The sequence below is a fragment of the Streptomyces sp. NPDC005374 genome, assembly GCF_042872225.1.
Lineage (GTDB): Bacteria > Actinomycetota > Actinomycetes > Streptomycetales > Streptomycetaceae > Streptomyces.
The window spans coordinates 367,999-394,744 of sequence record NZ_JBIAKA010000001.1 but is presented as its reverse complement, the minus strand read 5'-3'; the positions used below and the strand labels follow the sequence as shown (position 1 = coordinate 394,744).

Below are 26,746 nucleotides of genomic sequence, written 5' to 3'. Positions count from 1 at the left end.
CCGGTGCCCGGGGCCGGTCGCCCCGCGGCTCACACCGTGCCGGGCGGATCGTGGGGGTCTTGCCGGTGCTGTCGACCGCCGTGGTCACGGCTGTCTGCGGGCTTGCCCTCGGCGCCTCGGGACGCGATCGCCATCCGCGCGTCCAGCTCGCCCCTCCCCACAGCCGGACCAAGCTGCTGATGGGGCGCCGCGCCGGTCCGGTCGGTGGGGTGGCGCTGGGCCTAGGGCAGGGTCTGGTGGCCGCCCTGGGAGCAGCCGTCGAAGTCACCCCCGCACATCGTGGTACGCCCGGTCGCCGAGCGCGTTGTCGGCGTTTCGCCACCTCCGCTTGTCGTCACTCTGTGCGTGGGGGCGTACGACGTCGGCGTCTGCGCCAGTCCAGCACGCAGAGCAGGAGCTGACCGGGACCTCTGGTCCGGCGTGGATGCCTGGTGGCCAACCCCTACGGGGTCGCCGCGGAGCGATCGTCAACAAGCTCACCGCGCTCGGCAAGCCCCTGGCCGAGAAATTCGGCCGGCGAGGCATACGCGTGAACACCGTCTCCCGCTACGAGGAGGTCGTGATGCCGCACACACCCCGGCCGAGATCCCCACCGCCAACCCGGCGTCCTCGAGCACCGTGGCACCCTCATCGGCGTGGACCTGTCCCACACCCACCGGCTCGTCGAGGAGCCCCTCGAATATCTGCGTTCGAAGATCCCGGACGAGGAGTCGGAGCGTGAAACCCGGCCGTCGACGCCACTGGATCAGCCCGTCGATCGCGCGGTAAGGACCGCTGACCTGCTGGGCACCCCATCGCCCGAAGGCTTCGGCGGAAGTCCTGCGCAGGGCGTTCATGGATTGTTACGCTCCACGCCAAGATCCATGGGGGAGGTTCGGTTGGGCGCTGCTCAGTCGCAGACCGCGGACTACGAACGCGTCCTCGACGCGGTGACGGTTCCGGTGACAGAGGCCTATTACGCTCAGCGAGTTCAGTCGGGTTTGAACGCACGGCTCAGGGCACAGGCGGCACAGTCCACCATCACCCTGTTCGCCGGTGGTCTCTTCGCCACCCTGACGTTCACGGCCTTGGCGGACCGAGGCAAGCTGACCCAGATCGTCGCGGTCGCCGCGGTCGCTCTGTGGTTGATCGCGGCCCTGCTCTACATGAGTGCGGTCGCGTTACCCGTGGCGGACTCCCCGGGGCCCGACTTCGTCAAGACCCGTGAGGCACTGGTCAAAAGCGTTCTGGACAAGGCCAAACACGAGGCCGAGGAGATCGACAGACGGCAGGCGCGCGCCAACCGGGTCGCGGGGGCGGCCGTCGTCATGAGCGTGGTCACCTTCGGTCTCGGGGTGTTGTTGGAGCCCGAGGAGAAGACCGGCGCGGGGATCGTGGTCGTCGACCCGTCCTATCGGACGACCCTGGCCGCCCTGTGTGGCAAGGGGCTCGACCGTGTTACGGGAACGATCGTCAACGGATCGCTGAGCGCGCAGTTCATCGAGGTGAAGCCTGACAGAGGCAGCTGTGCGGGACAGGACGACGTCCTACGGATTCCTCGGTCTGCGGTCGAGGGAGTGAGGTTGAGCGATGGCTGACCCGGAAACATCGGCGCACTTTCTCTGCGTAGGGCCTCTGCCGGGGGCCAGGGAAGAGCTCGACCTCACCGTGGAGTCCGTGATCAGGGATCTGAGGAGCCTCCACGACACCGGGAAGCGGCTGGACGGGCTGTTCGTCCTCGGCACCCGGGGAGAGCTGCCCGGCGGCGGATATCCGGCCGCCCGGGACCTGGTCGACACACTGCTGCTGGAATGCATGAGCCATGCGCCGGATTCCACGCCGGTGGTCCTCGCGGCTCCCGGTGTGGGAGACCGCCGTACGGACGGGGCTGCCGGCCGGAGGCTCGTTCGCCGCGCTCTGACGGACATGTGGGACGGCTACGCCGAGGAGTTCTGGCGCGGTGACCTCGACGACGAGGTGGCACAACCGCTACGGACGGACGTGTTCGGCGGGTTCGAGGAATGGAACAACCGCGTTGGCCAGGCCGGCTCCGGGGCACACACCGGAGTGCTGGCCGGTGACCGGTCGTCGAGCATCGACCTGGAAGGCCGACGCATCGGCCTGGTCACGGTCAACACTGTCTTCCGCATGGTCGCCGAGGGCGCCCCTGTGACCCTCGCGGGCTGCTACGACAAGCAACTGACGAGCGCGGTCGGTGCGGACTTCTCGGCCTGGACCGAGGACAAGGCGCTCACGTTCCTCCTCGCCGGCCACACCGGAAGCCTTCCCGACCTCTCCGCGGTCCCCACGCCCGTGCTCGCCCTGGCAGGAGAGGGAGAGGCGGGCCGCGGCTGGCAGGTGGTGTCCCGGTCTCCCGGGCAGGCGCACCGGCTGCTACGGGTGGACCTGCGGGACCACGGCCTCGAAGTGGTGGACGTCGAATCCCGGCGCCCCCTGTCGCTGATGTCATCCGGTTCCTCCGCGTCGGAGAGCGCACCCGCGCCGAGGGTCAGCGGCGGGGCGCGCGAGGAAGCCGGCCAGGCGGAGCTGCTCCAGAGCTTCTACCAGCAGGCCGCCACCGGGCGCATGGTGCTGGCGGTGGTGTCAGGGCCAGAAGCCGACAGCGCGGCCCTGGGGACGGACGAGCTGAACGAACGGCTGGCTCGGCTGGTGTACGGCTCCGCTCCGACCCCCTTGCCTTCGCTCATGGAAACCTGGGACGCCGCTCGCGAGGAACTGCCCGCAGGACAACTCGAGCAGCAGGTCAAGGCGTTGCAGTGCCCGCCCGACGCGAATCCCCGAGCCGCGCACCGGCTACTGAAATCTCCCTGGTGGCGCGTCTACGACTTCACCGGGTCCGACACCTTCGCCGTCGCGGTCGGCCGAGATCCGCAACTCGCCGACACCGTCGCCCTGATCAACGGGGTTCAGGAGGTGCCCGGGAAGAAGAAGAACGTCATCGAAGTCGTGTCGATGAACGGCACGGTGGGCGAAGCGGGAGGAATCGACTTCGGGACGGTGCCCGCAGAGGACAGCGACCCCCGCAACCTGTGGCGGCGGCAGTTCCAGACCGAACTGCTCACTCGACCGGTGCTGTTCATGGCGCTCTCTCCCGACAGCCCGGGCCTGTGGGACACCCTCGCGCTGACAGACAGGCACTTCGGAGCCGGGGGCGGTTACCCGGGCTTCATCGTCACTCCCGAGGGATCCGACGCCAACCGCTCCAGACTGCGAAGGGCGAGTCTGGGCCATATCACGGAGACCCCCTTCGATTTCGCGACCGGGAGACTGAACCCCGGTCACGGTGATCTGATCGAGGGGATGCGGTCGCTCTCGCAATCCCACGCGGGTGAACGCAGGGGAACCGGTGCCGTACACGTGGCGTCCCTGGTCGGCGATGCGCCGAAGAGGGGCCGTGCCTTTCTGGAGGGCAGCGATCCCACGTGGGGCGACGTCGTCCACCACGTTGCCGCGGACCTGTCGATGGTGGAGGCGCTGGAGCGGGCGGCACAGCGTCCCGAGACCGGCCGGGCGCCCATCGTCCTGCTCCAGGGAAGCGCCGGCTCGGGCAAGACGACAGCATTGATGCAGTGCGCGTACCGCTTCCACATGCGGGGCGAGAAGGTCTGCTGGGTGGACCGTGACGCTTCGGTCCCCCGCCGGACCATCGAGGACCAGATCCTGGAGCAGAAGGTCGGTGCCGTCTTCGTCGATGACGTCGACATGTTCGGCAGCCAGGCGGCGACGATGCTCAAGACTCTGAACAGGGGTGGCGAGACGGTCGTGATCGCAGCCATCCGCGCGACGCGCGTTTCCGTCCTGGATGCCACTTTCGACCCCACTGTGGTGCGATCGGACGAGCCGCTCACCGACCCGGATCTGAAGAACCTCATCAAGGCACTGAAGAACCAGGGGCTGCTGGGCGAGCTGAAGAAGCACCGCCTGCCGCACCAACGTCTCAACGCGATGCGCGCCATCTGTGAACGGGGCCTGCTCGCGGCGATGATCAAGGTGGTGACCGGCAAGGACTTCGAAGACAAAGTCCGCAGCGAGTTCCAGCAGTTGGGCAACGAGGAGCGGGCGGCGTACTCGACCGTCTGCCTCTTCGAGTCGGCGCTCGTCTACAAGCAGCGCGGCATCGACGAGGAAGATCTGCTGTTGATCATCGCGGGTGGCAGGGCACCGACGCGCGGCCTGCGCGAGGCTGTCTCGAGACTCGTCAGCATGGGGATACTGGTGCGGTCCGGCGACGGCCGGATCCGGTGCCGTCAGCGTGCCATCGCGGACAGCGTGGTCGATTCGGTGCTCAGGAACAACGTCGACCAGTTGTCGTCGGTGGTGAAGTACCTGCTCGCCTTCTATGCCGCGAGGGCACGCAACATCCAGGACAACGATCACCCCCAGCGCAGAGCAATGATCAAGCTGCTGAGCCATTCACTGATGAACGATCTGAAGCTGCCGGCTCCCGTCGTGCGGGACATCTACGACAGGGTGCTTCATTCACTTCAGGATGATCGCCACTACTGGCTCCAGCGGGGCCAGTTCGAACTGGAGAAAGGAGAACTCGGGATCGCCCGCAACCACCTGCAGACGGCCAAGGGGTGCGACGGGGGAGAGCAGGACGCCTTCGTACGCACTGCCAGCAGCGCCATCGACCTGAAGGCGGCGACCAAGGCGCCGCGCAGACCCGACCTCGAAAAGGCGGCCGTCAACGCGGTCCAGGAACTCTACGCCGTCACGCGCGAACGCGGCGGAGACGCTCCGCACAGCTACACCATCCTGGCCCGGGAAGGCAGTCGATGGCTGGAGGCGTGTGCCGAGACCCTGGACGCCCAGACGTTTCTGGACAAGCAGACCCTGATTCTGCAGATCATCGCGGAAGGCAAGAAATTCTGCCGCGGCAACCGTCAGTTCCTGTCGGTCGCTGACACATATGAGCCGTTCCTCAAGAAGCTTCAGCCGAAAGGGCCTGGAGTTCCCCTGTAGGGCGATCACTGTCACGCCCCCGCCACCGCCCGACACGCCTCCGCATACCCCCGCACCAACGGCCACTCCCCGTCCTCCGCGCGCCAGGCCAGGACGTACCTGCTCGGCCCGATGTCCCGCACCGGCCGGGTGACCACACCGCAAGGTGAGCAGCGGCACGTTCCCGGCGCCACGAGGCAGATGCCCAGACCGGCGACGAGGGCTTCGTACGTCTCCTCCGTGCCGGCGATCTCCGCGCCGACGCGGGGCGGGCGGCCGGACCGCTTGTCGAGGGCGAGCCAGAAGTCGCGCAGCGGGCCCGCGCTGGGCGGCAGAGCGAGGAACGGCTCGTCGGCCAGATCGGCGAAGTCGGCCATCTCGCGGGCGGCGAGTGGGTGGGTGTCCGTGCGGGCGACCAGGCGGGGTTCCTCGGCGACCACGGTCCACGTGTAGCGCTCCTCGCCGGGCAGCGGCAGCCAGACGAACGCGGTCTCCGTCGCCCCGTCCGCCAGGCCCGCGGTCGGATCCTGCCAGTTCATCTGCCGCAGTCGCACGACTGCCTCCGGATGGTCGGCCGTGAAGCGCGAGCGGATCGCCGGGAGCAGCCCACTGCGGCCGGGGCTGGTGCTCATGCCCACCACCAGCGTGCCGCGCCGCGCCGCCTGGGCCGCCGCCATCGCGCCGTCCGCCGCGGCCCAGTCCGCCGGCACCCGCCGGGCATGCGGCAGCAGCGCCTCACCAGCCTCGGCGAGCAGTACACCGTGCCGGTCGCGCCGGAACAGCTCCACGCCCAACTGCCGCTCCAGCGCCCGGATCTGCTTGCTCCACGCGGGCTGCGACACGTACAGCCGCTCGGCAGCCGTACGAACCGACGTGACCGTCTGGGAGAAGAGCACCCGGGCCACGGGTCTCGATGACTGAGTGCCGGCTCAGGACAGGTCGAGCCGGATCGTGGCGCCGTCCGGGGCGCCGTGGACCTGCTGGGCGATCGGCCCGCGGATCCGCATCGCGGTGACCGCGTCCTTGACCGCGAAGTTGTCGAAGTCGTAGCTGCCGCCGCCGACGAGGAACTGCAGCGGCACCAGCCGTTCGTTCGGCTCCAGCGCGCCGTTCTCGCGCTGGAAGGCGTAGGCGAAGGAAGCCGCGGCGTTGACGTCGGGATCGGCGAGCAGCCAGGCCGCCCAGGACTCCAGGCTGTCGCCGAGCTCGGTGACATCGGCGGTCTCGGGGTCGAAGCGGACCACCTTCTCGCCGCCGACCACGGCGAACTGGGTGCCGAAGATGTCCTGGCCGAAGCAGAACTGGTCGTCGGCCAGCCCGCCGTAGGTGTCCTTCCAGGCGTCGTCGGTGTTCCAGTGGAGCATGTCGTGGCCGAGGCCCTCCTCGCCGACCCGGAAGACCTGCACCCCGGCGTTGAACAAGAAGAAGCCGTTCATCCGGGAGATCACTCGGCCCAGCTCCGCCAGCGGGCCGGTCTCGAAGCCGAAGTCGAGGTCGATCGCCGGGCCCAGCGGGCCGCGGGCCCGGCCCAGGAGCTGCTCCAGTGCGCTGTCGGTGGTCATGCGTTCGTCTCCGCTGCCTCGGGGCCGATCGGTCGGGTCAGATAGTGGGCGCGTACCCGCTCGGTGGCGACCGACCGCAGAGCGGGCTGGAGCACGGGAGCATCGGGGACCGCGTCCCACTTCGCGTACGGCCACCACCGGCCGTGCGCCGCCAGCAGCATGCTCTCACCTCGCGCGATGTCCCCCCGCGTGCCGTACCAGCCCGCCAGCCAGGTGCAGACAGCGAACTGCTCGGGCGTCTCACCGCTCGCCTCGGCCAGCTCGTGGGCGCGCTCGAAGTCGTTGACCTTGGCCAGGGCCTGCCAGACCAGCCGCTTCTGCCCCGCGTCCAGCGTGCCGAAGTCCCGCTCGACCAGGTCGGCGCCGCTGACACCGTCCAGCGGGCGGGCCGGGCCGCCCCAGTCCGCGTGGTTCGGCAGCAGCTCCTCGACCGGCCGCCCAGGTACCTCCTCGGCCAGCCACAGCAGGTCGTCGCCCAGTACCCGCCCCTCCGGGACCAGCGCGGCCGCCGCCGTCAGACGCGGCCCGGCCGGGACGCCGGCATGGGCCTGGGCGGCCAGGAAGGCCACCCCGAACGGCATGTCCTGGTCGCACAGCTCACCGCCGAGCGGCCCGTCCCGGGTGATCAGGGCCTCGGCGAGCTCGGCCGCCTCGGCGAAACGGTCGTACCAGAAAAGGATCTGCACGGCGGCGGCGGTGGCCTCCCAGGCGTCCGCGGTCCCGGCCGCGGCCGAGCCGGTGGCCAGCTCCTGGAGCCGGGGCAGAAGTTCGCCGAACCTGCCCTGCCGGGCCTGGGCGATCAGCTCCTCGGCCGCGTTCATGGGACTCGCTCCTGTCGTGCCGGTGGTACCTGGGGGCCTATCTGATGGTGATCTTGATTCTGGTCCCGTCCGGGAGTCCGCGCAGGGCACTGCCCATACTCGATCCCGAACCACCATTATCAGGCTGCGGAATGTACTTCACGCTGGCCCCGGTACCGCCCTCCTTGAACATGGCCGGCGGGTACTCGTCGCGGTCGTCCGGCGGCCGGGTGTCGATGCCGCGCAGGGAGTTCGCACGGTTGTCGTCCGCGGTGGGCTTGTCGATGGTCAGGACGGACGGCTTGGGGCGGCCCTGGCGGTAGGTGTCGCCGCGCCAGATCTGGCCGCTCTGGGCCTCCTCGATGTGCGCGGCCGACTCCGGGTACTTGGTGCGGTTCACCACCAGTTCGGCGTCGTAGTCACCCCGCACGCCGACGGCGTTCGACAGCTCGGTGCGGGCATCGGCCTGCTGGACGAGCCGCTTGCGGGAACCCGGCCCGGTCTCGCCGTGGTTCTTGGCGATCTTCTCGGCGAGTGCGGTGATCTCCTTCTTGTGGGCGTCGTCGGCGTCGGTGATGTTCTTGACCACCTTCTCCGTGCCCTTGCCGGCCTGCCGGTACATGTCGCTGACGGCGTGCGCGGCCTCCTTGCTCAGCTTGACGCCGATCTTCTGTGCCGCTTCCTCCAGCGCCTTGGCTATGGGATGGCTCAACTGAACGACACCCCCGCCGTCGCCCTGGCCATCACATCGGCGTGTCCGGCGACGTCGTCCGCGTGCGCGTGCAGTTTGGCCGCCATCTGCCGCATGCCTTCCGGATGTACCTGGAAGTAGTTGCCGGCGCCGGTGCCGGACGCGCCTCCCAGCGCCGCGTCGACCCCCTCGAAGACCAGGCCGCGAAGGGCCCGTTCGACCACCGTCTCCAGGGGTGCGACCGCCTTGGCCGTGAGGTCCGCGACGAGCCGCCCCTCCAGCTCCTGGAGGATCCCGTTGACGACTCTCTTCGTCGCCTCGATCAGCACGACCTCGGCGGCCTCGGCAGCGCCGAACGTCAGGACGGCCGCGGCCTGGTCGGCGACGAACTCGGCCGCCATGACGCCCAGTTCGACGAGTACGGCGGTCTTGGCGGCGACGACGGCATCGGCGGCGACCTCCAGCGCGACCGCCACGGCACCGCAGACCTGGACCATCTCGGTCATGTGGTCCGAGGACATCGCGGTCCACCGCGCGGCCAACTGCCGGTAGGAGTCGGCGTCGTAGTGCTCGGCCAGCTCGCGCACGGTCGCCGTGGCCGCCTGGTGCGAGCTGTCGATGTTGCCGGCGAAGGTCCGCACGTGCCCGGCGAACTCGCGCACCTTGTCCTCGTTCACCTGAGGCCAGTTGACGCCGATCAGGTTCATCACCCAGACCAGCTCGTCGGGCAACTCGATGGCCACACATACCCCGTTCGCCTGCGTGCCGACAGCAAACAAAAACTGTAGCGGTCACCGAACTGGATTACGTTTGGCGAACTTATGGTCCGAGCAAAGGAATTATTACCTTGCGCAACGCCGGTCCGGCGCGACTGCCGGATCCCCGCCGAGCACCCTGTGCGCTTCGCCAGGCAGCGCGGGGGCCGCGCCTCGTCGGACGAGTAGGCACACCCCGGCCGCACTCCGGCCGCACCCCGGTCGCCGAGGACGCTGTCCGCCCGGCAGACCCGTCGCTCACCGTGCCGTATGCCCGTTCAGTGCCCGTGGCCTCGTACCCGTCACCGGCGTTCCGCCCCGCCCGCCCCACGCATACCATGCGCCCTGTCGTACATCAGTTCCCCGCCACTGCTGAACCAGGAGCACGGTACCCGTGTCCATACCCCCGCCCCCTGGGCCGCACCAGCCCGGTCCCGCCCAGGGGCCGACCCCGGCTCCGGACCCGTTCGCGCCGCCGCCACAGGGACCGCCGCCGCATGGACCGCAGCCGTACGGGCCGCCGCCGCATGGATCCCAGCCGTACGGATCCCAGCCGTACGGACAGCCCTACGGCCCGCCGTACCAGGGCTGGGGCCAGGGCTACAGCCCCCAGGCCCGCCCCGCGTCGGTCAACGGCCTCGCCGTCGCCTCCCTGGTGCTCGGCGTCCTGTGCTGCTTCCCGGCCGTGGGGCTGCTGCTGGGCGTGATCGCGCTGGTGCAGATCAAGAGGAAGGGGCAGTCCGGAAAGGGGCTGGCGATCGCCGGGTCGATCCTGTCGTCGCTGGGACTCGCCCTGTGGGTGGCGGTGCTCGCCACCGGCGGACTGTCCGATGCGTGGGACGAGTTCAAGAAGGGCGCGACGGAGGGCACGGCCTTCTCGGTGGTGAAGGGGCACTGCTTCGACGCGCCGGGGGAGTCCCTCGAGGATCTCACCTACGACGTCGACGAGGTGCCCTGCGCGGGCGCACACGAGGGAGAGGTGTTCGGCGAGTTCAGGATGACCGGCTCCGCCTTCCCCGGGGACAGCGGGGTCTCCGACGCCGTCAGCGAGAAGTGCTACCAGCTCCAGGACGCCTATGTCATGGACACCTGGGCGCTCCCCGAGGACGTCGACGTGTACTACTTCGGCCCCACCCGGCAGAGCTGGCGCCTGGGCGACCGCGAGGTCACCTGCATCTTCGGCAACACCGACGGGGTCGGCACCCTGACCGGCTCGCTGCGTGCCGACGCCACGACGCTCGACGCGGACCAGGTGGCCCTCCTGAAGTCCCTCAACGCCATGGACACCGTGCTGTGGGAGGAGCCCGAGGACTACCCGGAGGACGACCTGCCGGGCTACCGGAAGTGGTCGCAGGACGTCCATGACGACCTCGACAAGCAGGTCGATGCCCTGCACGCGCACTCGTGGTCGGCCGGGGCGGACAAGCCGGTCGCGGCCCTGGTGAAGGACATGGAGGATGCGCGCGGCGAGTGGGCGAAGGCGGCGGCCGCGGCCGCGGACGACGACGTGGACACCTTCTACATCCACTACGACAAGGGCTACGAGTACGTCGACGGCGCCGCGACGGTCACCGCTCGCAAGGCTCTGGGGCTGGCCACCAAGCGGCCGGTGTACGACGAGAACGAGGACGACGCGAGCGCCGACCCGCGTGATGGCGGACTCGATGTGTGATCGCCCCCATAGCGGGGAGAAAGTGCCTGCGTAAAGACCACCACGGGAACATGTCATCACATCGAGTGATTCTCTGGCCTTTGCTTGCATGGCCGAACCCACGGTTGCCAGGCTGTTGCTGTCTGTACAACCTGATGGGAGCGGCCAGTGACATTCGGTGAGCAGCCGGCGTACCTGCGTGTCGCGGGTGATCTCCGCCAGAAGATCACCGACGGTTCGCTGCCGCCACACACCCGCCTGCCGTCCCAGGCGAGGATCCGCGAGGAGTACGGCGTCTCGGACACCGTCGCGCTGGAGGCGCGCAAGGTGCTGATGGCCGAGGGGCTGGTCGAGGGCCGTTCCGGCTCCGGGACGTACGTCCGCGAGCAGCCCGTGCCCCGTCGGATCGCCCGCTCCGGCTACCGCCCGGCCTCCGGCGCCACCCCCTTCCGGCAGGAGCAGGCCGACGGGGAGGGGCGCGGCACCTGGGAGTCGAGCAGCGCGCAGACCGAGGCTTCCGGCGTCATCGCCGAGCGGCTCGCACTCCGGCCCGGCGACCGCGTGATGTGCACGAAGTACGTCTTCCGGGAGGCCGGTGAGCCGATCATGCTCTCCACCTCGTGGGAGCCCCTCGAGGTCACCGGGCGCACCCCCGTGATGCTCCCCGAGGAGGGCCCGCTCGGTGGCATGGGCGTCGTCGAGCGCATGGCCGCCATCGACATCGTCGTGGACAACGTCACCGAGGAGGTCGGCGCCCGTCCCGGCCTCGCCGAGGAACTGCTCGCGCTCGGCGGTGTCCCCGGTCATGTCGTCCTCGTGGTCCACCGCACGTACTACGCGTCGGGCCGCCCGGTGGAGACGGCCGACGTGGTGATTCCGGCCGACCGTTACCAGGTCGCGTACCACCTTCCGGTGAAGTAGCGCGCGCCCCGGGGAAGTTGCCCCGGGCGAACACTCAACCGGCCTGCAGGGGAACGTCGTTCGAATTCGGCCGTTCTCGCAGGTCGACACAGCCGTTGCCGAGCCGCCCCTGACGGGACACATCGCCCTCCATCGGGGGCGTGTTCACCGCTGTGCGCCCCCTGTCTACGGAGTCCGTCCTGGCTGGTTGCGTACCTCTTTGTGAAAACGCGTGTTCGCTGCGTGAAGGTAGGGCGTAGGCTCGGGCATATGCGGATTGCGGTTTCCTTATCGGGTGGGGCTCGACGCAGGTCGGGAAGGGGCGGTGGGGCGCTATGAACGACGGCACGATCACGCTTCCCTGGCTCGTCATACGACAGGACGACAACGGCAATCGCTACCGCGTGGGCCGGTACGCGACCCGCTCGGAGGCCCAGAAGATCGCGGACAGCCTGGATTCCCGCGGCCATCGACAGCTCTACTGGGTCGAGCGCGTCGGCGCGAACGGCGCGAGTTCCGTCGACTGAGCCCACTCCGGCCCGGAGCCCGCGGCTCCCGTAGGCTCCGGCGCATGACGGAACGGATCGTGGTGGTGGCGGCCGCCCTGTACGACGGCGACCGCCTCCTCGCGGCCCGCCGCAGCGCGCCCCCCGAACTGGCCGGCCGCTGGGAGCTGCCCGGCGGCAAGGTGGAGCAGGGGGAGGCGCCGGAGGCGGCGCTCGTACGCGAGCTCCGGGAGGAACTCGGCGTGGAGACGGAGGTCATGGACCGCGTCCCGGGCGAGTGGCCCCTGAAGGCCCCGTACATCCTCCAGGCCTGGACCGCCCGACTCCTCCCGGACTCCCCGCCCCCCAAGGCCCTGCAGGACCACGACGAACTCCGCTGGCTGACACCGCAGGAGATCTGGACCGTGAACTGGCTGGACCAGGATGTGGAAGCGATCGGTGCGCTGAAGGATCTTTAGGGGCGAGGGCCTCCGGTCGATCCACGGCTCGCTGTCACCGCCACGCCGACGCGACCAGCCACCCCGAACGGCGAACCCGAGCCCACGGCAGCGTGCCCGCACTCCGCGGCAGTGAATCCGAGCCCGCGGCAGCGAGCCTGCACTCCGCGCCAGCGAATCCCCGACCGCTGCGTGGACCTGCACTCTGCGGCGGCGAGCCCGCACTCCGCGCCAGCGAATCCTCGTCCGCCGCGTGGACCTGCACTCTGCGGCGGCGTGCCCGCACTCCGCGGCAGCGAATCCGAGCCCGCGGCAGCGAGCCTGCACTCCGCGCCAGCGAGTCCTCGTCCGCCGCGTGGACCTGCACTCTGCGGCGGCGAGCCTGCACTCCGTGGGAGCGAGTCCTCGTCCGCTGCGTGGACCCGCACTCCGCGGCAGTTCGCCCGCCACTCCGCGAGAGCGAATCCGAGCCCGCGCCAGCGAGCCTGCACTCCGCGCCAGCGAGTCCTCGTCCGCCGCGTAAACCCGCACTCCGCGGCAGCGAGCCTGCACTCCGCGCCAGCGAATCCCCGTCCGTCACGTGGACCCGCACTCCGTGGCAACGGGCCCGCGCCCCGTCTCGGTGCCCCGCCCCCGCGCGACAGCGCACCCGCCCCCGCCACCACCCCGCCGACCCCGAACTGCCAGGCGCCCCGGCTTAAGCCATTCGGCACGGTACCGCACCCCTGATATCGGGTATGTGCCCCTTAACCCCAAGAAAGTGGACATGGGCTGGCCCGGGATGTGATCGGCGTGATCGACACCGAAGGCGACTGTGCCGAGTGGACCTTCCCCGCGGATCCCGGCGCCGTGCGCGCCGCCCGTGCGGCGGTCCGCGAGAGGCTGCGCGGCTGGGGCCTCGACGGTCTCGCCGACATCGCCGCCCTGCTGGTCAGCGAGCTGGTGACCAACTCCCTGCGGCACGCCACCGGCCCCATCGGTGTCCGTCTGGTCCGTCCGCACGACACCGACGGCGTTCTCCTCGTGGAGGTCTCCGACCCGCTCCCCGATCCACCCCGCGAGCGCGTCGCCCGGCCCGAGGACGAGAGCGGCCGCGGTCTGCAACTGGTCGCCCATGCCGCCCGCCGCTGGGGTACCCGACCCGGCGCGGCGGGCAAGACGGTGTGGTTCGAACTCGCCCTGCCGTGACTGACAGGGCGTGCGGAAGGGAACCTGATCGCGATGGAGAACGCCTGTACGAGACCCATCCCGCTGTCCAGTGACTGGTTCAGGCCAGTGGCAGTTGTCGGCAGACGTGATTCGACGCGGTGTCCGCTGGTTAGAAGACTGGAAGTGTTGTCGCAGCCCGGACCGAAAACCGTCGGGATCGTGCTGTGATCGTGAACACCGTGTTGTGCGGCGCCGTAGTGCTGGATACTGCGGGCAGCCGCCCCCGGTGACCGGTGCCGGACGCGGTGAGCTGGAGGGGACGGTTCGCGTGAGCGAGATACCAGCGAAGGCCACGGAGTCGAAGGACCCGTCGGGCGGCGCGAGGACGGAGGCCGTGGATGATGCCGTGGCGCATGTCCACCGCGGCGAGGCGCCCTCGGGCGACGCCATGTGGCAGAGCAGCCCGCCCGGCTCGATCTACGACTACATCAAGGTCGCGTCCTTCTCCATAGGCCCCGACGGCCTCGTCGACCAGTGGAGTCTGCGCGCCGAGCAGCTCTTCGGTATCACCGCCGGGCGCGCGGTCGGCATGGATCCCATCGAGGCGTTCATCGACCCCGACCTGCACGAGCAGGGTCAGCGCAAGATGGCCGAGATCCTGGACGGCCGCGAGTGGACCGGCGTGGTCCCCTTCCGGGCCCCCGACACGGCGGACGGCGAGCGCGGCCGGGAGGGCCTCGCCGAGGTCTACGTCATGCCCACGCGGACCGAGGAGGGCGAGAAGGCCGCCGTCTGCATCGTCGTCGACGTACGCACGCTGCGCAGCATCGAGACCGACCTCGCCGCCTCGCAGGCGATTTTCGGTCAATCTCCCTTCGGATTCGTACTGATCGACCCCGACCTGCGGGTTCGCCGCGTCAACTACCGTTTCGCCTCCCTCTTCGGCGGCAGCCCGGACGACCACCGGGGCAAGGGCGTCCACGACTACCTGCCGCGCCCCGAGGCCGAGCGGGTCTCCGCGACCCTGCGCCGCGTCCTGGAGACCGGCGACTCCATCACGGACATGCACGTCACCGGTTTCCTGCCGGGCTCGGACGAGCGACGCCACTGGTCCATCAACCTGTACCGGGTGCGCAGCGGCTCCGGCCGCCCTATCGGCATCGCCTGGCTGGGAACCGACATCACCGCGCGCCGCGCCGCCGCCCGCGAGGCCGCCGCCGCCCGGCGCAATCTGGCCCTCCTCAACGAGGCCGGCGCCCGCATAGGCAATTCCCTTGACCTGGAGACCACGGCCCGCGAGCTCCTCGACGTCGTCGTCCCCGGCTTCTGCGACCTGGCCACCGTCGACCTCTACCAGGGCCTCCTGGCCGGCGACGAGACCCCGCCCGGCCTCGCCGACGGCAGCGCCGAACTGCGCCGGGTCGCCTTCGCCAGTGCGGTCTCCGACGCCCCCCTGATCGGCTCCGGCGACCCCGTCGCGGTCGGCGCGGTCCACCACTACCCGTTCAACTCGCCCTGCGCGGACGCCCTGCGCACCGCACGCCCGCAGTACATCCCCGCCGAGGAGGGCGGCCCCGTCCAGTCCACCCTCGCCGTGCCGATGGTCGCCCACGACACCGTCGTAGGACTGGCGCAGTTCGCCCGGACGAAGGGCAGCGAGCCGTTCGGCGACCGGGACCGGGACCTGGCGGTGGAGCTGGCGGCCCGCGCCGCGGTCTGTATCGACAACGCGCGCCTGTACCGGCGGGAGCACGAACGGGCCCTGATACTGCAGCGGTCCCTGCTGCCGCCCGGCGACCCGGTGGCCTCCGGCCTGGACATCGCCTGCCGCTACCTGCCGGGCAGCTCCTCCTCGGACCGCCCCAGCGAGGTGGGCGGGGACTGGTTCGACGTCATCGAACTGCCGGGACACCGTACGGCGTTGGTGGTCGGGGACGTGATGGGCCGCGGTCTGCGCGCGGCGGTGGCGATGGGCGAACTGCGGTCCGCGGTGCGGACGCTGGCCCTGCTGGACCTCGAACCGGCCGAAGTGCTCTCCGCGTTGGACGAGATCGCCCGAGGCCTCGGTGCTCCCGGCGGCGTCCAGCAGGCCACCCGCGCGGCCCGCCGCCCCCGCGAGGCGGACCTCCTGGAGGTGTACCTCGCGACCTGCGTCTACGCCGTCTACGACTCGGTGACCCGCCGCTGCACCTTCGCCAACGCGGGCCACCTCCCGCCCGTCCTGGTCGAGCCGGGCGAGGACGCGCTGATGCTCGACGTGCCGCCCGGCATGCCGCTCGGCGTCGGCGGCGAGCCCTTCGAGGAGGTCGAGGTCGAACTACCCGAAGGCGCCCTGCTCGCGCTCTACACGGATGGACTGGTCGAAAGCCGCGATCACCCCCTCGACGAAGGACTCCAGGCGTTCGTAGGAGCGCTCACCGACCCCTCCGCGCCCCTGGAGGACGTCTGCGACCACGTCCTCAACACCCTCGACACCCACCACGGCGAGGACGACATCGCCCTGCTCATGGCGCGTGTGCAGGGCCTGCCCGCCGGATCCGTCGGCGACTGGACGCTCCCGCGGGAGCCGCGCAGCGTCGGCCGGGCCAGGGAGTACGCCCGCGGCCAGCTGCTCAGCTGGGACCTGGAGCCCCTGGTCGACACCACCGAACTCCTGGTCAGCGAACTGGTCACCAACGCCCTGCGCTACGGCGAGGGCGAGATCAGACTCCGACTGCTCCTGGACCGCACCCTGGTCTGCGAGGTCTGGGACTCCGGTCTCGTCCAGCCGCGCCGCCGCCGCGCGCGCGACACGGACGAGGGCGGCCGGGGTCTGCAGCTCGTCGGCCTCCTCAGCGCGGCCTGGGGCTCCCGCCGCACGCCACTCGGCAAGACGGTGTGGTTCGAACTGCCGCTCCCGGACGGCGAGAACGGCATGGTGGACCCGGCGGAGGCCTTGCTGAGCCTGTTCTAGGAGGCCAGGGCCCTGTCGGCTAGGCGGGGTGCCCGCGCAGGCGCACGTCCTGTTCCGCGAGGTCACGGGACTCGCGGGCCAGGGCGTCCGCCCGTGGGAGGTCGTCGGTCCGCCGTGCCTCCGACAGGAGGACACGGGCCGCCGCGCCGACCGCCTCGCGGTGAACGGTGACGTAGTCGTCCGCCGCGGCCACGGACTCCGTGGCGACCAGCAGCGCGGCGGCTGGGAGCACTCCGGACCGGCCCGTCGCGAGGGGTGCCACCGCCAGGACGATCCGACGCAGGACACCGAGCGGGTCGTACGGATGCCCGGAGGTCAGTTCCTGTCGTACGGCGGCCAGGACCGCGTCGGCGTGCAGGAGCCGGGCACGGGTCCCGTTCCCGGCGCTGTCACGGACGGGCGCCAGTTCCGCCTCCGCGCCCGTGAGAGCGGGTGGGATCAGGCGGGCGCACTCGGCGAGCACCGAGTCCAGCCGGGCCACGGCCCTCACCAGCACGTCCGCCCGGGAGATCGCGGCCTCCGCCGCGCGGAGCCGCTGGGCCGCCTCATCGGCCTGGTCGGAGGCGATGGCCTGGTGGGTCCGGTTGAGGTGGACGGTGGCGGTGACCAGGCTGTCCTTGGCCAACTCGACGTACCCGGTGACGGAGTCGCCCAGGTGCGTGCTCTCCGCCCCGGCCGTGCGGGAGGTCAGTTCACGGAAGCGGGTCTCGGCCGCCGTCAGGGCCGCGGCGGGATCCTCCTCCAGCGCCCGCAGGGTGCGCATGCTGTCCGCGGCGGAGGTCAGCCGTCGCCCGGCCTCCTCGCAACGGCCCACGACTCCGGCGAGCGCCGCGGCTTCTTCCGGTACGCCCTCGTCGTACCGCCGCCGTATCGCGCACGCGGCCGACAGCTCGGCCTGCGCCGCCTCGGCCGCCCGGACGAACGGGACCAGCGCCTCGGATCCGAACCCTGCCTCCACGAACGGCAGTTCCTCGCGGAGGGCACGGAGGCGGTTGTCGGCGTCGACGAGTGCGGTCCGGGAGCGGTCGTCGAGGTCGGCCGACGCGGGTGCGACCGCGGCGGGGACGTACGCGCCGACGTGGGTCGTGCCGGGGGCGGCAGGTGTCGTACGGCTGCGGGTGCGGCGGATCCGGCGCAGTGAGCCGTAGGCGGCGAGGACCACCACCACGGCGAGCACGGCGCCCGGCAGGACGAGGTCGCTGGTGGAGGAGTCGTCCTCCTCGGCCACCGCGGCACTCGCACGGGTGCTCGCAACCGGAGCGTCGTCATTGATCGTCATCCATGGCAGCACCAGCCACACGAGCCCGGCCACCGCACCCAGCAGGGCATGCGCCACCCGCACGGATATGTGCGAGCGGCTCCGCCGCGGTCGGCCCCGCACCAAGGATGACGTCACGTTTCGGAGCGTATGGGCCGGAATGCGAGGGCGCGAGCGGGACGGGGTGGCCGGGGTACGGCAAGGGGACGAGGAGCGGATGACGGACGGGCAGAACGCACAGGCCGACACGGCCGACAGGGCGGACGAGGGCGTGAAGGCCGTGCCCGTGCCGAAGCCGGGACGCCGCCGGTGGATCCGCCGGGGCGCCATCGGACTCGTCCTCGCCGTCCTGCTCCCCCTCCTCACCGTCGCCGCCGCCCTCCGCCTCAACTACACCGGCGACCTCGCCGACGGCACCCGCACCCGCGGCAAGGACGCGGTCTGGCTCGGCCACGCCTGGGTCGACGGCCGCAAGACGGACGCCGACGTCACCGCCCTCGCCCGCCGCCTCCGGGACACCGGCATCCGGGACCTGTACGTCCACGCGGGCCCCCTGGAGCACGACGGGACGCTGCCCGGATCGGCGTACCCGAGGGCGCGTTGGCTCATCGGCGCCGTGCACAAGGCGGCCCCCGGCATCCGCGTCCAGGCCTGGCTCGGCGACAAGCTCGCCACCGAGAGCCCCGACGGCATGCGCCTGACCGACGCGGACACCCGTGCCGCCGTCGTCCGGTCCACCCGCGAGATCCTCGCCGCCGGGTTCGACGGCGCCCACTTCGACCTGGAGCCCCTGCACTCCGGCGACAAGAACTACCTCGCCCTCCTGGACACCCTCCACGAGGTGACGCGGGCGCACGGAGTGCCCCTCTCCGTCGCCGCCCCCCAGATCGACCCGCTGCCCGGCCTGCACTCCGTCGCGGGCACCCTCTCCGGGCACCCCAAGTGGTGGTCGCAGGCCTACTTCGGCCAGGTCGCGCGCCGGGTCGACCAGATCGCGGTGATGTCGTACGACACGTCCACCCCGTTGCAGAGCCTCTACGGCGGCTATGTCGCCCAGCAGACCTCGCTGGCGCTGGAGGTCACCCCCGACTCCACCGACCTTCTGATGGGCCTGCCCTTCTACCAGGAGAACAACTTCGACCACTGGTCCTTCGCCGAGACCGTCCCCGCCGCCGTCCGCGGCGTCCGCCTCGGCCTCTCCCGCACGGACGCGGACCGCGCGAACTTCGGCGTCGCCCTGTACGTCGACTTCGCGGCGACGGAGGGGGACTGGACGGCGTACGAGCGGGACTGGGTCCGCTAGAAAACCACCTGCGCCCCGAGGAGCCGCACTGCGACGATCTGCCGAATGACCACCACCCGCAGACACCTCACCCGCGACGACCTCGCCCCCCTCGCCCGCGCCGCGACCGGCCGGACCCTCGCCGCCGTCACCCGGCTGCGCGGCGGCACCAAGAAGGGCGTCTACCGGCTCGCCCTCGACGACGACACGACCGTCGTCGCCTACGTCTGGTCGCCGGACGAGGACTACTGGGACGCCGGCCCCTCCGACCTCCGCGATCCTTTCTCGGCCGGCACGAGCCGCGAGGTGTTCACCGCCGCCCACGACCGGCTGGCCACAGCGGGCGTCCGCACCCCGCGCCTCCTGTACGCCGACACCGCCATGGACGCCGTAGTCGTCGAGGACATGCGTGGCGGCAGTCTGGAGGAGTTCCTGGAACGGGACCCGGTCGCCGGCCGCGTCGCCCTGGAGCAGCTCGCCGCCGAGCTCGCGACCCTGCACGCCCAGGAGGGCCCCGCCTTCGGCAAGGTCGGGCTCGTCGACAACGGCGGTACCTCGACGGCGAGTTCGGCGGCCCGGCGCATCACCGAGGGCGCCCTGCGACACATCGAGCAGGCCGCCGTCCGGGACGAGCGGATCGCCGGTGTGCGGGAGGAGCTCGAAGAGACCGTGCGGCGGCTCGCCGCGGCCGTCCGGCCTCGCGACCGGCACACCCTCATCCACGGCGAACTCGGCGCCGACCACGTCCTGTTGGACGACCGGGGGCGGCCGGCTCTGATCGACATCGAGGGCCTGATGTACTTCGACGTGGAATGGGAGCACGTCTTCCTGCGGATCCGCTTCGGCCCTCACTACGACGCCCTGCGCGGCGCCGGCCTGTCCGTCGATCTGGACGAGGACCGGATGCGGCTCTACCGCCTCGCCATGCACGTGTCCCTGGTCGCGGGCCCGCTCCGCCTCGTCGAGGGCGACTTCCCGAACCCGGAGTGGATGCGGGAGATCGCGGAATCCAACCTGGTCAGGGTGCTGGAGCTTGTGTCACGATGATCGGCGTGCACGAGACTCTGGTGGTCCTGGCGGTCCTGGTCCTGACGGTCGGCGCGGTGCTCTCCGCGGCCGCGATCACCGTCGGCTGGATCGCGCCGGGCCCGGGGCGCGCCAAGGTGCTGCGGCCCCGGGTGTGGGGCTACGGCACCCTGGTCGCCATGGCCGGGATCGGCACGTTCCTGTTCGTCGGTCCGCTTCATGGGCCGGACATGGACAACTTCCCGGTCGCGATGAGCGGCATGGCCGTGTTCGCCGCCGGACTGTACGTCAAGCAGCAGGCCATGAAGCCCGCCAGGGCTAGGAAGACCGCCTCCTGATCTTCGACCCCAGCCACACCAGCGGGTCGTACTTGCGGTCGACGGCCCGTTCCTTCAGGGGGATCAGCGCGTTGTCCGTGATCTTGATGCCCTCGGGGCAGACCTCCGTGCAGCACTTGGTGATGTTGCAGTAGCCGAGGCCGTGTTCGTCCTGGGCCGTCTTCTTGCGGTCCAGGCCGGACTCCTGCGCCGCGTCCAGGGGATGCATGTCCAACTCCGCCACCCGCATCAGGAAACGCGGGCCCGCGAACGCCGGCTTGTTCTCCTCGTGGTCGCGGACGACATGGCAGGTGTCCTGGCACAGGAAGCACTCGATGCACTTGCGGAACTCCTGCGAGCGGTCCACGTCCTCCTGCATCATCCGGTACTCGCCGGGACCGAGATCGGCGGGCGGCACGAACGCGGGGACCTCGCGCGCCTTCTGGTAGTTGAAGCCGACGTTCGTGACCAGGTCCCGGACGACCGGGAAGGCCCGCAGCGGAGTGACGGTGATCGTCTCCTCCTTGGTGAACACCGACATCCGGGTCATGCACAGCAGCCGGGGCCGCCCGTTGATCTCCGCCGAGCACGAACCGCACTTGCCCGCCTTGCAGTTCCAGCGGACGGCGAGATCGGGTGCCTGGGTGGCCTGGAGGCGGTGGACGATGTCGAGGACGACCTCGCCCTCGTTGACCTCGACCTCGAAGTCCTTGAGTCCACCACCCTTCACATCACCCCGCCACACCTTGAAGTGGGCCGTGTAGCCGCTCATTCGTACAGCTCCTCTTCGGCGAGGTACTTGACCAGCTCCTCCTTGTCGAAGAGGGCGAGCAGGTCGGCGCGGATGGGGTCGGTGGTCTCACGGGTGAGGTCGATCTGGCCCCGGACCGGGTCCGTGGCCGCCAACCCGCCTGTCGGGTCGACGAGTTGGCACAGCAGATTGACGCGGCGCCACTTGCGGTCCATCACCGGATGGTCCTCGCGGGTGTGTCCGCCGCGTGACTCGGTGCGTTCCAGGGCCGCCCGCGCCACGCACTCGCTGACCAGCAGCATGTTCCTGAGGTCCAGGGAGAGGTGCCAGCCCGGGTTGAACTGCCGGTGTCCCTCGACCCCGGCCCGCCGGGCCCGTACCCGCAGATCCGCGAGCTTCTCCAGCGCCTGCTCCATCTCGCCCTCGCGGCGGATGATGCCGACCAGGTCGTTCATCGCCTGCTGAAGCTCCTGGTGCAGGGTGTACGGGTTCTCCGGAGGCCCTACGGCGGGTTCCAGGCCCTCCGCCGAGAACGGCCGCAGTGCCTCGGCCGCCGCCGCGTCGATCTGGACCTCGTCCACCGGTGGGCGGCCCTCGCTCAGGTCCGCCACGTATGCGGCCGCGTGCAGACCCGCCCGGCGTCCGAACACCAGCAGGTCGGAGAGGGAGTTGCCGCCGAGGCGGTTCGAGCCGTGCATACCGCCCGCGACCTCACCGGCGGCGAACAGCCCCGGCACCCCGCGTGCGGCCGCCGTGTCGGACTCGACGGCGATACCGCCCATCACGTAGTGACAGGTCGGCCCGACCTCCATCGGCTCGGCCGTGATGTCCACGTCCGCCAGCTCCTTGAACTGGTGGTACATGGACGGCAGCCGGCGCCGGATGACCTCGGCGGGCATACGCGTGGACACGTCCAGGAAGACCCCGCCGTGCGGGGAGCCCCGGTTCGCCTTCACCTCGGAGTTGATGGCCCGCGCCACCTCGTCACGGGGGAGCAGCTCCGGTGGCCGCCGGTTGTTGTCCGGGTCCTCGTACCAGCGGTCGCCCTCCTCCTCCGACTCGGCGTACTTCTCCTTGAAGACGTCCGGGACGTAGTCGAACATGAACCGCTTGCCCTCGGAGTTGCGCAGCACCCCGCCGTCGCCGCGCACCGACTCGGTGACGAGGATGCCCTTCACCGAGGGGGGCCAGACCATGCCGGTCGGGTGGAACTGCACGAACTCCATGTTCAGCAGGGGCGCGCCCGCGAGCAGCGCCAGCGCGTGCCCGTCGCCGGTGTACTCCCACGAGTTCGACGTCACCTTGAACGACTTGCCGATGCCACCGGTGGCGATGACCACGGCAGGCGCTTCGAGGACGAAGAAACGGCCGGTCTCACGGTCGTAGGCGAAGACACCGGAGACCCGCGAGCCGTCTTTGAGGACCCGCGTGACCGTGCACTCCTGGTAGACCTTCAGGCGCGACTCGTACTCCCCGGTCTCGCGATGGTCCTCCTGCTGCAGGGACACGATCTTCTGCTGGAGGGTGCGGATCAGTTCGAGGCCGGTGCGGTCGCCGACGTGGGCGAGGCGCGGGTACTCGTGGCCGCCGAAGTTGCGCTGGGAGATCCGGCCGTCCTTCGTACGGTCGAACAGGGCGCCCCAGGTCTCCAGCTCCCAGACCCGGTCCGGGGCCTCCTGGGCGTGCAGTTCGGCCATCCGCCACTGGTTGAGGAACTTGCCGCCGCGCATGGTGTCGCGGAAGTGGACCTGCCAGCTGTCGTTGGAGTTGGCGTTGCCCATGCTGGCCGCGATGCCGCCCTCGGCCATCACGGTGTGCGCCTTGCCGAACAGCGACTTGCAGATCACGGCCGTACGGGCACCGCGCTCGCGGGCCTCGATGGCGGCACGGAGACCGGCACCGCCCGCGCCGACCACGACGACGTCCCATTCCTGCCGGTCGACCACGGACATCAGAAAAACCTCGGATCGTCGAAAGCGCCGGAGGCGACCAGGAACACGTAGAAGTCGGCGAGCGCCACGCTCACCAGCGACGCCCAGGCCAGCTGCATGTGCCGGGCGTTGAGCTTCCCGACGAACTGCCAGGCCCGGTAGCGCACGGGATGTTTGGAGAAGTGCTTGAGCTTGCCGCCGACGATGTGCCGGCAGGAGTGGCAGGAGAGGGTGTACGCCCAGATCAGCGCGATGTTGGCCAGGAACACCAGACTGCCGAGGCCCATGTGACCCCACTCGTACTTCTCGTTGCGGAACGAGAGCACGGTGTCGTAGGTCAGGATGCAGGCGACCAGGATCGCGGCGTAGAAGAAGTACCGGTGGATGTTCTGCAGGACCAGCGGGAAGCGGGTCTCACCGGTGTACTTCTTGTGCGGCTCGGCCACCGCGCAGGCCGGCGGGGACGCCCAGAAGCCCCGGTAGTAGGCCTTGCGGTAGTAGTAGCAGGTCAGGCGGAAGCCGAGCGGGAAGATCAGGATGATGATCGCGGGCGAGATGCCCCACCAGCCGCCGAGGATCTCCCAGTTGGGGCCGTGGCGCATGGTCTCGCAGCGCTCGGCGAGACAGGGCGAGTAGAACGGCGAGACGTACGGGGCCGCGTAGTAGTCCGTGTCGGCGAAGGCCCGCCAGGTCGAGTAGACGATGAAGGCGAGCAGCCCGGCGGCGGTGGCCGCCGGCGCCAGCCACCAGCGGTCGGTGCGCAGGTGCGGGGCGTCGATCGCGGCGCGCGTACCGGTTCTGACGCCGCCGCGCACGGTATGGGATTCGGTGTCGGGAGGTTCCGTACCAGTGGCCAACTCTTGACTCCGGTCGGGTTCAGGGGGCTCGGCGGTCGCGGGCCCCCAGACCCTCGTCGTCCGAGTCCGTCCACAGGCTGTTGTCGTACGGGGTGTCAGAGATGGAGACCAGGTCGGGGCGCCGGGCTTTGGCGAGCTCCGGGTCGGTCTCCCTGAGCAGCGCGAGGCTTTCGCGCAGCCGGTCGGCGTCCATCCGGACGCGGCGCATCTCCAGCCCGCCGCTGCCCAACTGCTGCTCCAGGCGTTTCACGTACCGGAGCACTTCGTCGAGCGAGCGCTGAGCCGATGCCAGTTCGTCGTGCATGGACATGACGTGACCTCACTTCCGCGGGCGCGGTCGCCCTGGGCAGGAACGGTCATGCGCCTGCGAGTGTTGCGCGTCACACCTGCCGGTGGGAAGCCGTGTGCATGGATTGGCGGATCGTGAGCCTCCGTGCGCGCCCCCCGCGCGCTGTCCATTGCGCCGCACGGGTGGGCTTCCGCACCGTTTCCGCCGTGTCGCTCCCCGGTGCCGAACCCTTTCCTCTTCAGTGGCGGCATACATCTGATCAACTCCATATACCGCCAAACGTGATCAAAACCAGGCGGCGCACCCACGGAGGTAACCGGCATGTCCCACCACGCCGTCGGACTGCGCGCGGTCATGCGCTCGGTCGCCTTCCTCACCGCGGGCGCGCTCGCGGTCCCCGCGCTCGCCGCGTGCGGTTCCGGAGAGAAGCCGAGCAAGCCGCTCGCGGAACAGGACATCGCACCCGCCCCCCGCCATCTGATCGCCGACGGCGGCACCCTGCACTGGGCCGCGGACACGGTGCCGGAGACCCTCAACACGTTCCAGTCGGACGCGGACGCGACCACCACCACCGTCGCCCAGGCGGTCCTGCCGTCCATGTACCGGCTCGACGCCGAAGGAAGTCCGCAGGTCAACCCCGACTACCTGGAGTCGGCGAAGGTCGTGGAGACCGAGCCGAAGCAGGTCGTGCTGTACAAGCTGAACCAGCAGGCCGTGTGGAGCGACGGCCGGGAGATCGGCGCCGCCGACTTCGCCGCCCAGTGGCGCGCCCTGTCCGGCAAGGACTCCGCGTACTGGACCGCCCGCAACGCCGGGTACGACCGCATCGAGAAGATCCAGCGCGGGGCCAACGACCTGGAGGTCCGGGTCACCTTCGCGCGGCCGTACGCCGACTGGCGTTCGCTGTTCTCGCCGCTGTACCCGAAGGACGTCATGGGCACCCCGGACTCCTTCAACGACTCCGCGCGCAAGAAGCTCAAGGTCACCGCCGGTCCGTTCCAGGTGAAGAAGGTCGACCGCAAGGACGACGAGATCGTCCTCACCCGCAGTCCGCGCTGGTGGGGGCACCCCGCCAAGCTGGACGAGATCGTGCTGCGCGCCGTGCCGCGCGACAAGCGGGCCGCCGCGCTGGCCGCCGGCGAGATCGACCTCGCCGAGATCGACCCCGAGGCCCTCGGACGCATCAGCCTCGCCGCGCGTGCGGGCGCCAAGGCCGGCAGCACTCCGCTCGCCGGCCCGGGCGGCCTCCCTGCCCACGGCCCCGGCAGCAACCTCGGCGCCTCCGACGCGCTGCGCTCCTGGGCCGTCGCCCACGGGGACGACGAAGAGGCGGCCGACGACGAGATCAGCGCCCGCGAGAAGGAGCGCAGGGCGGTCGCCTCGTACGAGCGCGAGCAGACGGCCCTGAAGGGCTTCGAGGTCCGCAGGTCGCTGGAGCCCGCCTACACCCAGCTCGCCCTCAACGGCGCCGCGGGCCCGCTCTCCGACGAGCGGGTGCGCCGGGCCGTGGCCCGCGCCCTCGACCGCAAGGCACTGGCCGGTGTCGTCCTCACCCCGCTCGGCCTGCCCGCCGTACCCGTCGGCAGTCACCTCGCGCTCTCCGGCCAGGACGCCTACGCCGACAGCAGCGGTGCGCTCGGCGGCCAGGACACCAAGGAGGCGTCGGCACTGCTGGCCGACGCGGGCTGGGTGCCCGGGGGACCGGTGGAGAAGAAGAAGGAGAAGGAGGAGAAGGCCGCCGGCGCCAACGGCAAGAAGGCCGGCAAGGCCGGCAAAGACTCCGACGACGGGGACGGGGACGGCGCGGACACCGTCGGCGAGGACGACAAGAGCGACGACAAGGACCCCAAGGACCACGCGAAGAAGAGCGACGCCGGTTCGCGGCACCTCGCGCAGGACGGGAAGCAGTACGCCAACAAGCTGAAGCAGGGCGGGGCGCCGGCGGGGGCGTACGCGCCCAAGGGCACGCCCGCTCCGGCCGGTGCCGCGTCGAAGGTGCTGGCCAAGGACGGCAAGGCGCTCACCCTGCGGTTCGTGCTGCCGTCGGGTCCGGGGTCCGAAACGCTGCGGACCGTGGCCGGGCGGATCTCCTCGATGCTGGAGAAGATCGGCATCCGGACCGAGATCTCCAAGGTGTCCGACGAGAGCTACTTCAAGGACCACATCGCGTCCGGACAGTACGACCTCGCGCTGTACTCCTGGCCCGCGTCCGCGTTCCCCGCCACCGACGCCCAGCCGATCTTCGCCAAGCCGGTGCCGGCCGCCGACGGGTCGCTGAACGTGGAGCAGAACTACACCCGGGTCGGTACCGACCAGGTGGACCAGCTCTTCGACCAGGCCGTCAGCACGCTGGACGAGGGCAGGAGCCGGAGCCTGATCCGCAAGGCGGACTCCCGGATCTGGGCGGCCGCGGGGTCCATCCCGCTGTACCAGCGGCCCCAGCTGACAGCCGCGAAGAAGGACCTGGTGAACGCCGGTGCCTTCGGGTTCCAGACGCCGCTCTACGAGGACATGGGCTTCCTGAAGAAGGGCGCCAAGGTCCCCGCCGGGCCCGCGGGCGACTGAGCCCGGGGAGCCCCGGGCGCACGGGCAACGTACGATGGGGTAAGGCCGTGGCGTGTTCAGCCCGGCAGGGTCCGCGTAACACAGAAGTACGCGTCGGCCTTCCTCACACTCCAGGAGTACGC

Annotated in this window: 22 protein-coding genes; 12 read left to right on the top strand and 10 right to left on the bottom strand. The window is 70.5% G+C overall.

Annotated features, from left to right (window positions below; all coding sequences use genetic code 11):
* The first annotated feature begins 635 nt into the window (after nt 1–635).
* Both ACFYRX_RS01865 and ACFYRX_RS01860 read left to right on the top strand, forming a co-directional pair.
* Nucleotides 636–1,577 carry a hypothetical protein gene (locus tag ACFYRX_RS01865; protein WP_389095696.1) on the top strand — a complete coding sequence of 314 codons (942 nt, stop codon included), beginning with the start codon at nt 636–638 and terminating at the stop codon, nt 1,575–1,577.
* Between the two features lie 79 nt (nt 1,578–1,656).
* Nucleotides 1,657–4,965, top strand: coding sequence for an ATP-binding protein (locus tag ACFYRX_RS01860; RefSeq protein WP_389095694.1), 3,309 nt, complete (start codon nt 1,657–1,659; stop codon nt 4,963–4,965).
* 11 nt (nt 4,966–4,976) lie between these two features.
* Here the strand turns inward: ACFYRX_RS01860 and ACFYRX_RS01855 are convergent, their stop codons facing one another.
* Genes ACFYRX_RS01855 through ACFYRX_RS01835 form a run of 5 tightly spaced genes read right to left on the bottom strand, consistent with a single transcriptional unit; the run spans nt 4,977 to nt 8,740 of the window.
* Entirely contained in the window at nt 4,977–5,849 is an 873-nt protein-coding gene (locus ACFYRX_RS01855) for a LysR substrate-binding domain-containing protein (RefSeq protein ID WP_389095692.1), read from the bottom strand.
* A 24-nt stretch (nt 5,850–5,873) separates the two neighbouring features.
* The gene (locus tag ACFYRX_RS01850) at nt 5,874–6,506 is read right to left on the bottom strand and encodes an SMI1/KNR4 family protein (protein WP_389095690.1); all 633 of its coding nucleotides are present in this window, start codon (nt 6,504–6,506) and stop codon (nt 5,874–5,876) included.
* Nucleotides 6,503–7,327 (bottom strand): hypothetical protein, encoded by an 825-nt coding sequence (locus ACFYRX_RS01845; RefSeq protein WP_389095688.1) that lies wholly within the window; start codon nt 7,325–7,327, stop codon nt 6,503–6,505. The genes ACFYRX_RS01850 and ACFYRX_RS01845 overlap by 4 nt, the downstream gene beginning before the upstream one ends.
* Nucleotides 7,328–7,364: 37 nt before the next feature.
* The gene (locus ACFYRX_RS01840) at nt 7,365–8,018 is read right to left on the bottom strand and encodes a hypothetical protein (RefSeq protein WP_389095687.1); all 654 of its coding nucleotides are present in this window, start codon (nt 8,016–8,018) and stop codon (nt 7,365–7,367) included.
* Nucleotides 8,015–8,740 carry a hypothetical protein gene (locus ACFYRX_RS01835; RefSeq protein WP_389095685.1) on the bottom strand — a complete coding sequence of 242 codons (726 nt, stop codon included), beginning with the start codon at nt 8,738–8,740 and terminating at the stop codon, nt 8,015–8,017. Before ACFYRX_RS01835 ends, ACFYRX_RS01840 begins: the two co-directional genes overlap by 4 nt.
* 406 nt (nt 8,741–9,146) lie before the next feature.
* Here ACFYRX_RS01835 and ACFYRX_RS01830 point away from each other — a divergent pair, with 406 nt between their 5' ends.
* The 6 genes from ACFYRX_RS01830 (at nt 9,147) to ACFYRX_RS01805 (ending at nt 16,348) form a co-directional block, all read left to right on the top strand.
* Nucleotides 9,147–10,424: a DUF4190 domain-containing protein gene (locus ACFYRX_RS01830; RefSeq protein ID WP_389095683.1), complete on the top strand. Its 1,278-nt coding sequence runs from the start codon at nt 9,147–9,149 to the stop codon at nt 10,422–10,424.
* Between the two features lie 147 nt (nt 10,425–10,571).
* Nucleotides 10,572–11,324: a GntR family transcriptional regulator gene (locus tag ACFYRX_RS01825; RefSeq protein ID WP_389095681.1), complete on the top strand. Its 753-nt coding sequence runs from the start codon at nt 10,572–10,574 to the stop codon at nt 11,322–11,324.
* Nucleotides 11,325–11,638: 314 nt separating this feature from the next.
* A complete protein-coding gene (locus ACFYRX_RS01820; RefSeq protein ID WP_389095679.1) occupies nt 11,639–11,830 on the top strand; it encodes an SPOR domain-containing protein in 192 nt (63 codons plus the stop codon).
* A 44-nt stretch (nt 11,831–11,874) separates the two neighbouring features.
* Nucleotides 11,875–12,267, top strand: a complete 393-nt coding sequence (locus tag ACFYRX_RS01815; protein ID WP_389095678.1) for a (deoxy)nucleoside triphosphate pyrophosphohydrolase — start codon at nt 11,875–11,877, stop codon at nt 12,265–12,267.
* Between the two features lie 762 nt (nt 12,268–13,029).
* On the top strand, nt 13,030–13,434 hold the full coding sequence (locus ACFYRX_RS01810; RefSeq protein ID WP_389095676.1) for an ATP-binding protein: 405 nt from the start codon (nt 13,030–13,032) through the stop codon (nt 13,432–13,434).
* Nucleotides 13,435–13,723: 289 nt separating this feature from the next.
* Entirely contained in the window at nt 13,724–16,348 is a 2,625-nt protein-coding gene (locus ACFYRX_RS01805) for a SpoIIE family protein phosphatase (protein ID WP_389095674.1), read from the top strand.
* A 19-nt stretch (nt 16,349–16,367) separates the two neighbouring features.
* Here the strand turns inward: ACFYRX_RS01805 and ACFYRX_RS01800 are convergent, their stop codons facing one another.
* Complete coding sequence (locus ACFYRX_RS01800; protein ID WP_389095672.1) at nt 16,368–17,744, bottom strand: hypothetical protein; 1,377 nt, start codon at nt 17,742–17,744, stop codon at nt 16,368–16,370.
* A 22-nt stretch (nt 17,745–17,766) separates the two neighbouring features.
* Here ACFYRX_RS01800 and ACFYRX_RS01795 point away from each other — a divergent pair, with 22 nt between their 5' ends.
* From ACFYRX_RS01795 to ACFYRX_RS01785, 3 genes are read left to right on the top strand one after another with little or no spacing between them, the layout of a single operon-like run.
* Nucleotides 17,767–18,909: a hypothetical protein gene (locus ACFYRX_RS01795; RefSeq protein WP_389095671.1), complete on the top strand. Its 1,143-nt coding sequence runs from the start codon at nt 17,767–17,769 to the stop codon at nt 18,907–18,909.
* A 45-nt stretch (nt 18,910–18,954) separates the two neighbouring features.
* Nucleotides 18,955–19,935, top strand: a complete 981-nt coding sequence (locus tag ACFYRX_RS01790; protein WP_389095669.1) for a phosphotransferase family protein — start codon at nt 18,955–18,957, stop codon at nt 19,933–19,935.
* A gap of 5 nt (nt 19,936–19,940) precedes the next feature.
* The gene (locus ACFYRX_RS01785) at nt 19,941–20,252 is read left to right on the top strand and encodes a hypothetical protein (RefSeq protein ID WP_389095667.1); all 312 of its coding nucleotides are present in this window, start codon (nt 19,941–19,943) and stop codon (nt 20,250–20,252) included.
* Here ACFYRX_RS01785 and ACFYRX_RS01780 read toward each other — a convergent pair.
* From ACFYRX_RS01780 to ACFYRX_RS01765, 4 genes are read right to left on the bottom strand one after another with little or no spacing between them, the layout of a single operon-like run.
* Entirely contained in the window at nt 20,233–21,003 is a 771-nt protein-coding gene (locus ACFYRX_RS01780) for a succinate dehydrogenase/fumarate reductase iron-sulfur subunit (RefSeq protein ID WP_389095665.1), read from the bottom strand. The genes ACFYRX_RS01785 and ACFYRX_RS01780 overlap by 20 nt on opposite strands.
* Complete coding sequence (locus tag ACFYRX_RS01775; RefSeq protein WP_389095664.1) at nt 21,000–22,934, bottom strand: fumarate reductase/succinate dehydrogenase flavoprotein subunit; 1,935 nt, start codon at nt 22,932–22,934, stop codon at nt 21,000–21,002. Before ACFYRX_RS01775 ends, ACFYRX_RS01780 begins: the two co-directional genes overlap by 4 nt.
* Entirely contained in the window at nt 22,934–23,770 is an 837-nt protein-coding gene (locus ACFYRX_RS01770; protein WP_389095663.1) for a hypothetical protein, read from the bottom strand. Before ACFYRX_RS01770 ends, ACFYRX_RS01775 begins: the two co-directional genes overlap by 1 nt.
* A 19-nt stretch (nt 23,771–23,789) precedes the next feature.
* Nucleotides 23,790–24,080 (bottom strand): hypothetical protein, encoded by a 291-nt coding sequence (locus ACFYRX_RS01765; protein WP_389095661.1) that lies wholly within the window; start codon nt 24,078–24,080, stop codon nt 23,790–23,792.
* A gap of 300 nt (nt 24,081–24,380) precedes the next feature.
* Between ACFYRX_RS01765 and ACFYRX_RS01760 the strand changes: the two genes are divergently transcribed.
* Complete coding sequence (locus tag ACFYRX_RS01760; protein WP_389095659.1) at nt 24,381–26,624, top strand: ABC transporter family substrate-binding protein; 2,244 nt, start codon at nt 24,381–24,383, stop codon at nt 26,622–26,624.
* Nucleotides 26,625–26,746: the final 122 nt, after the last annotated feature.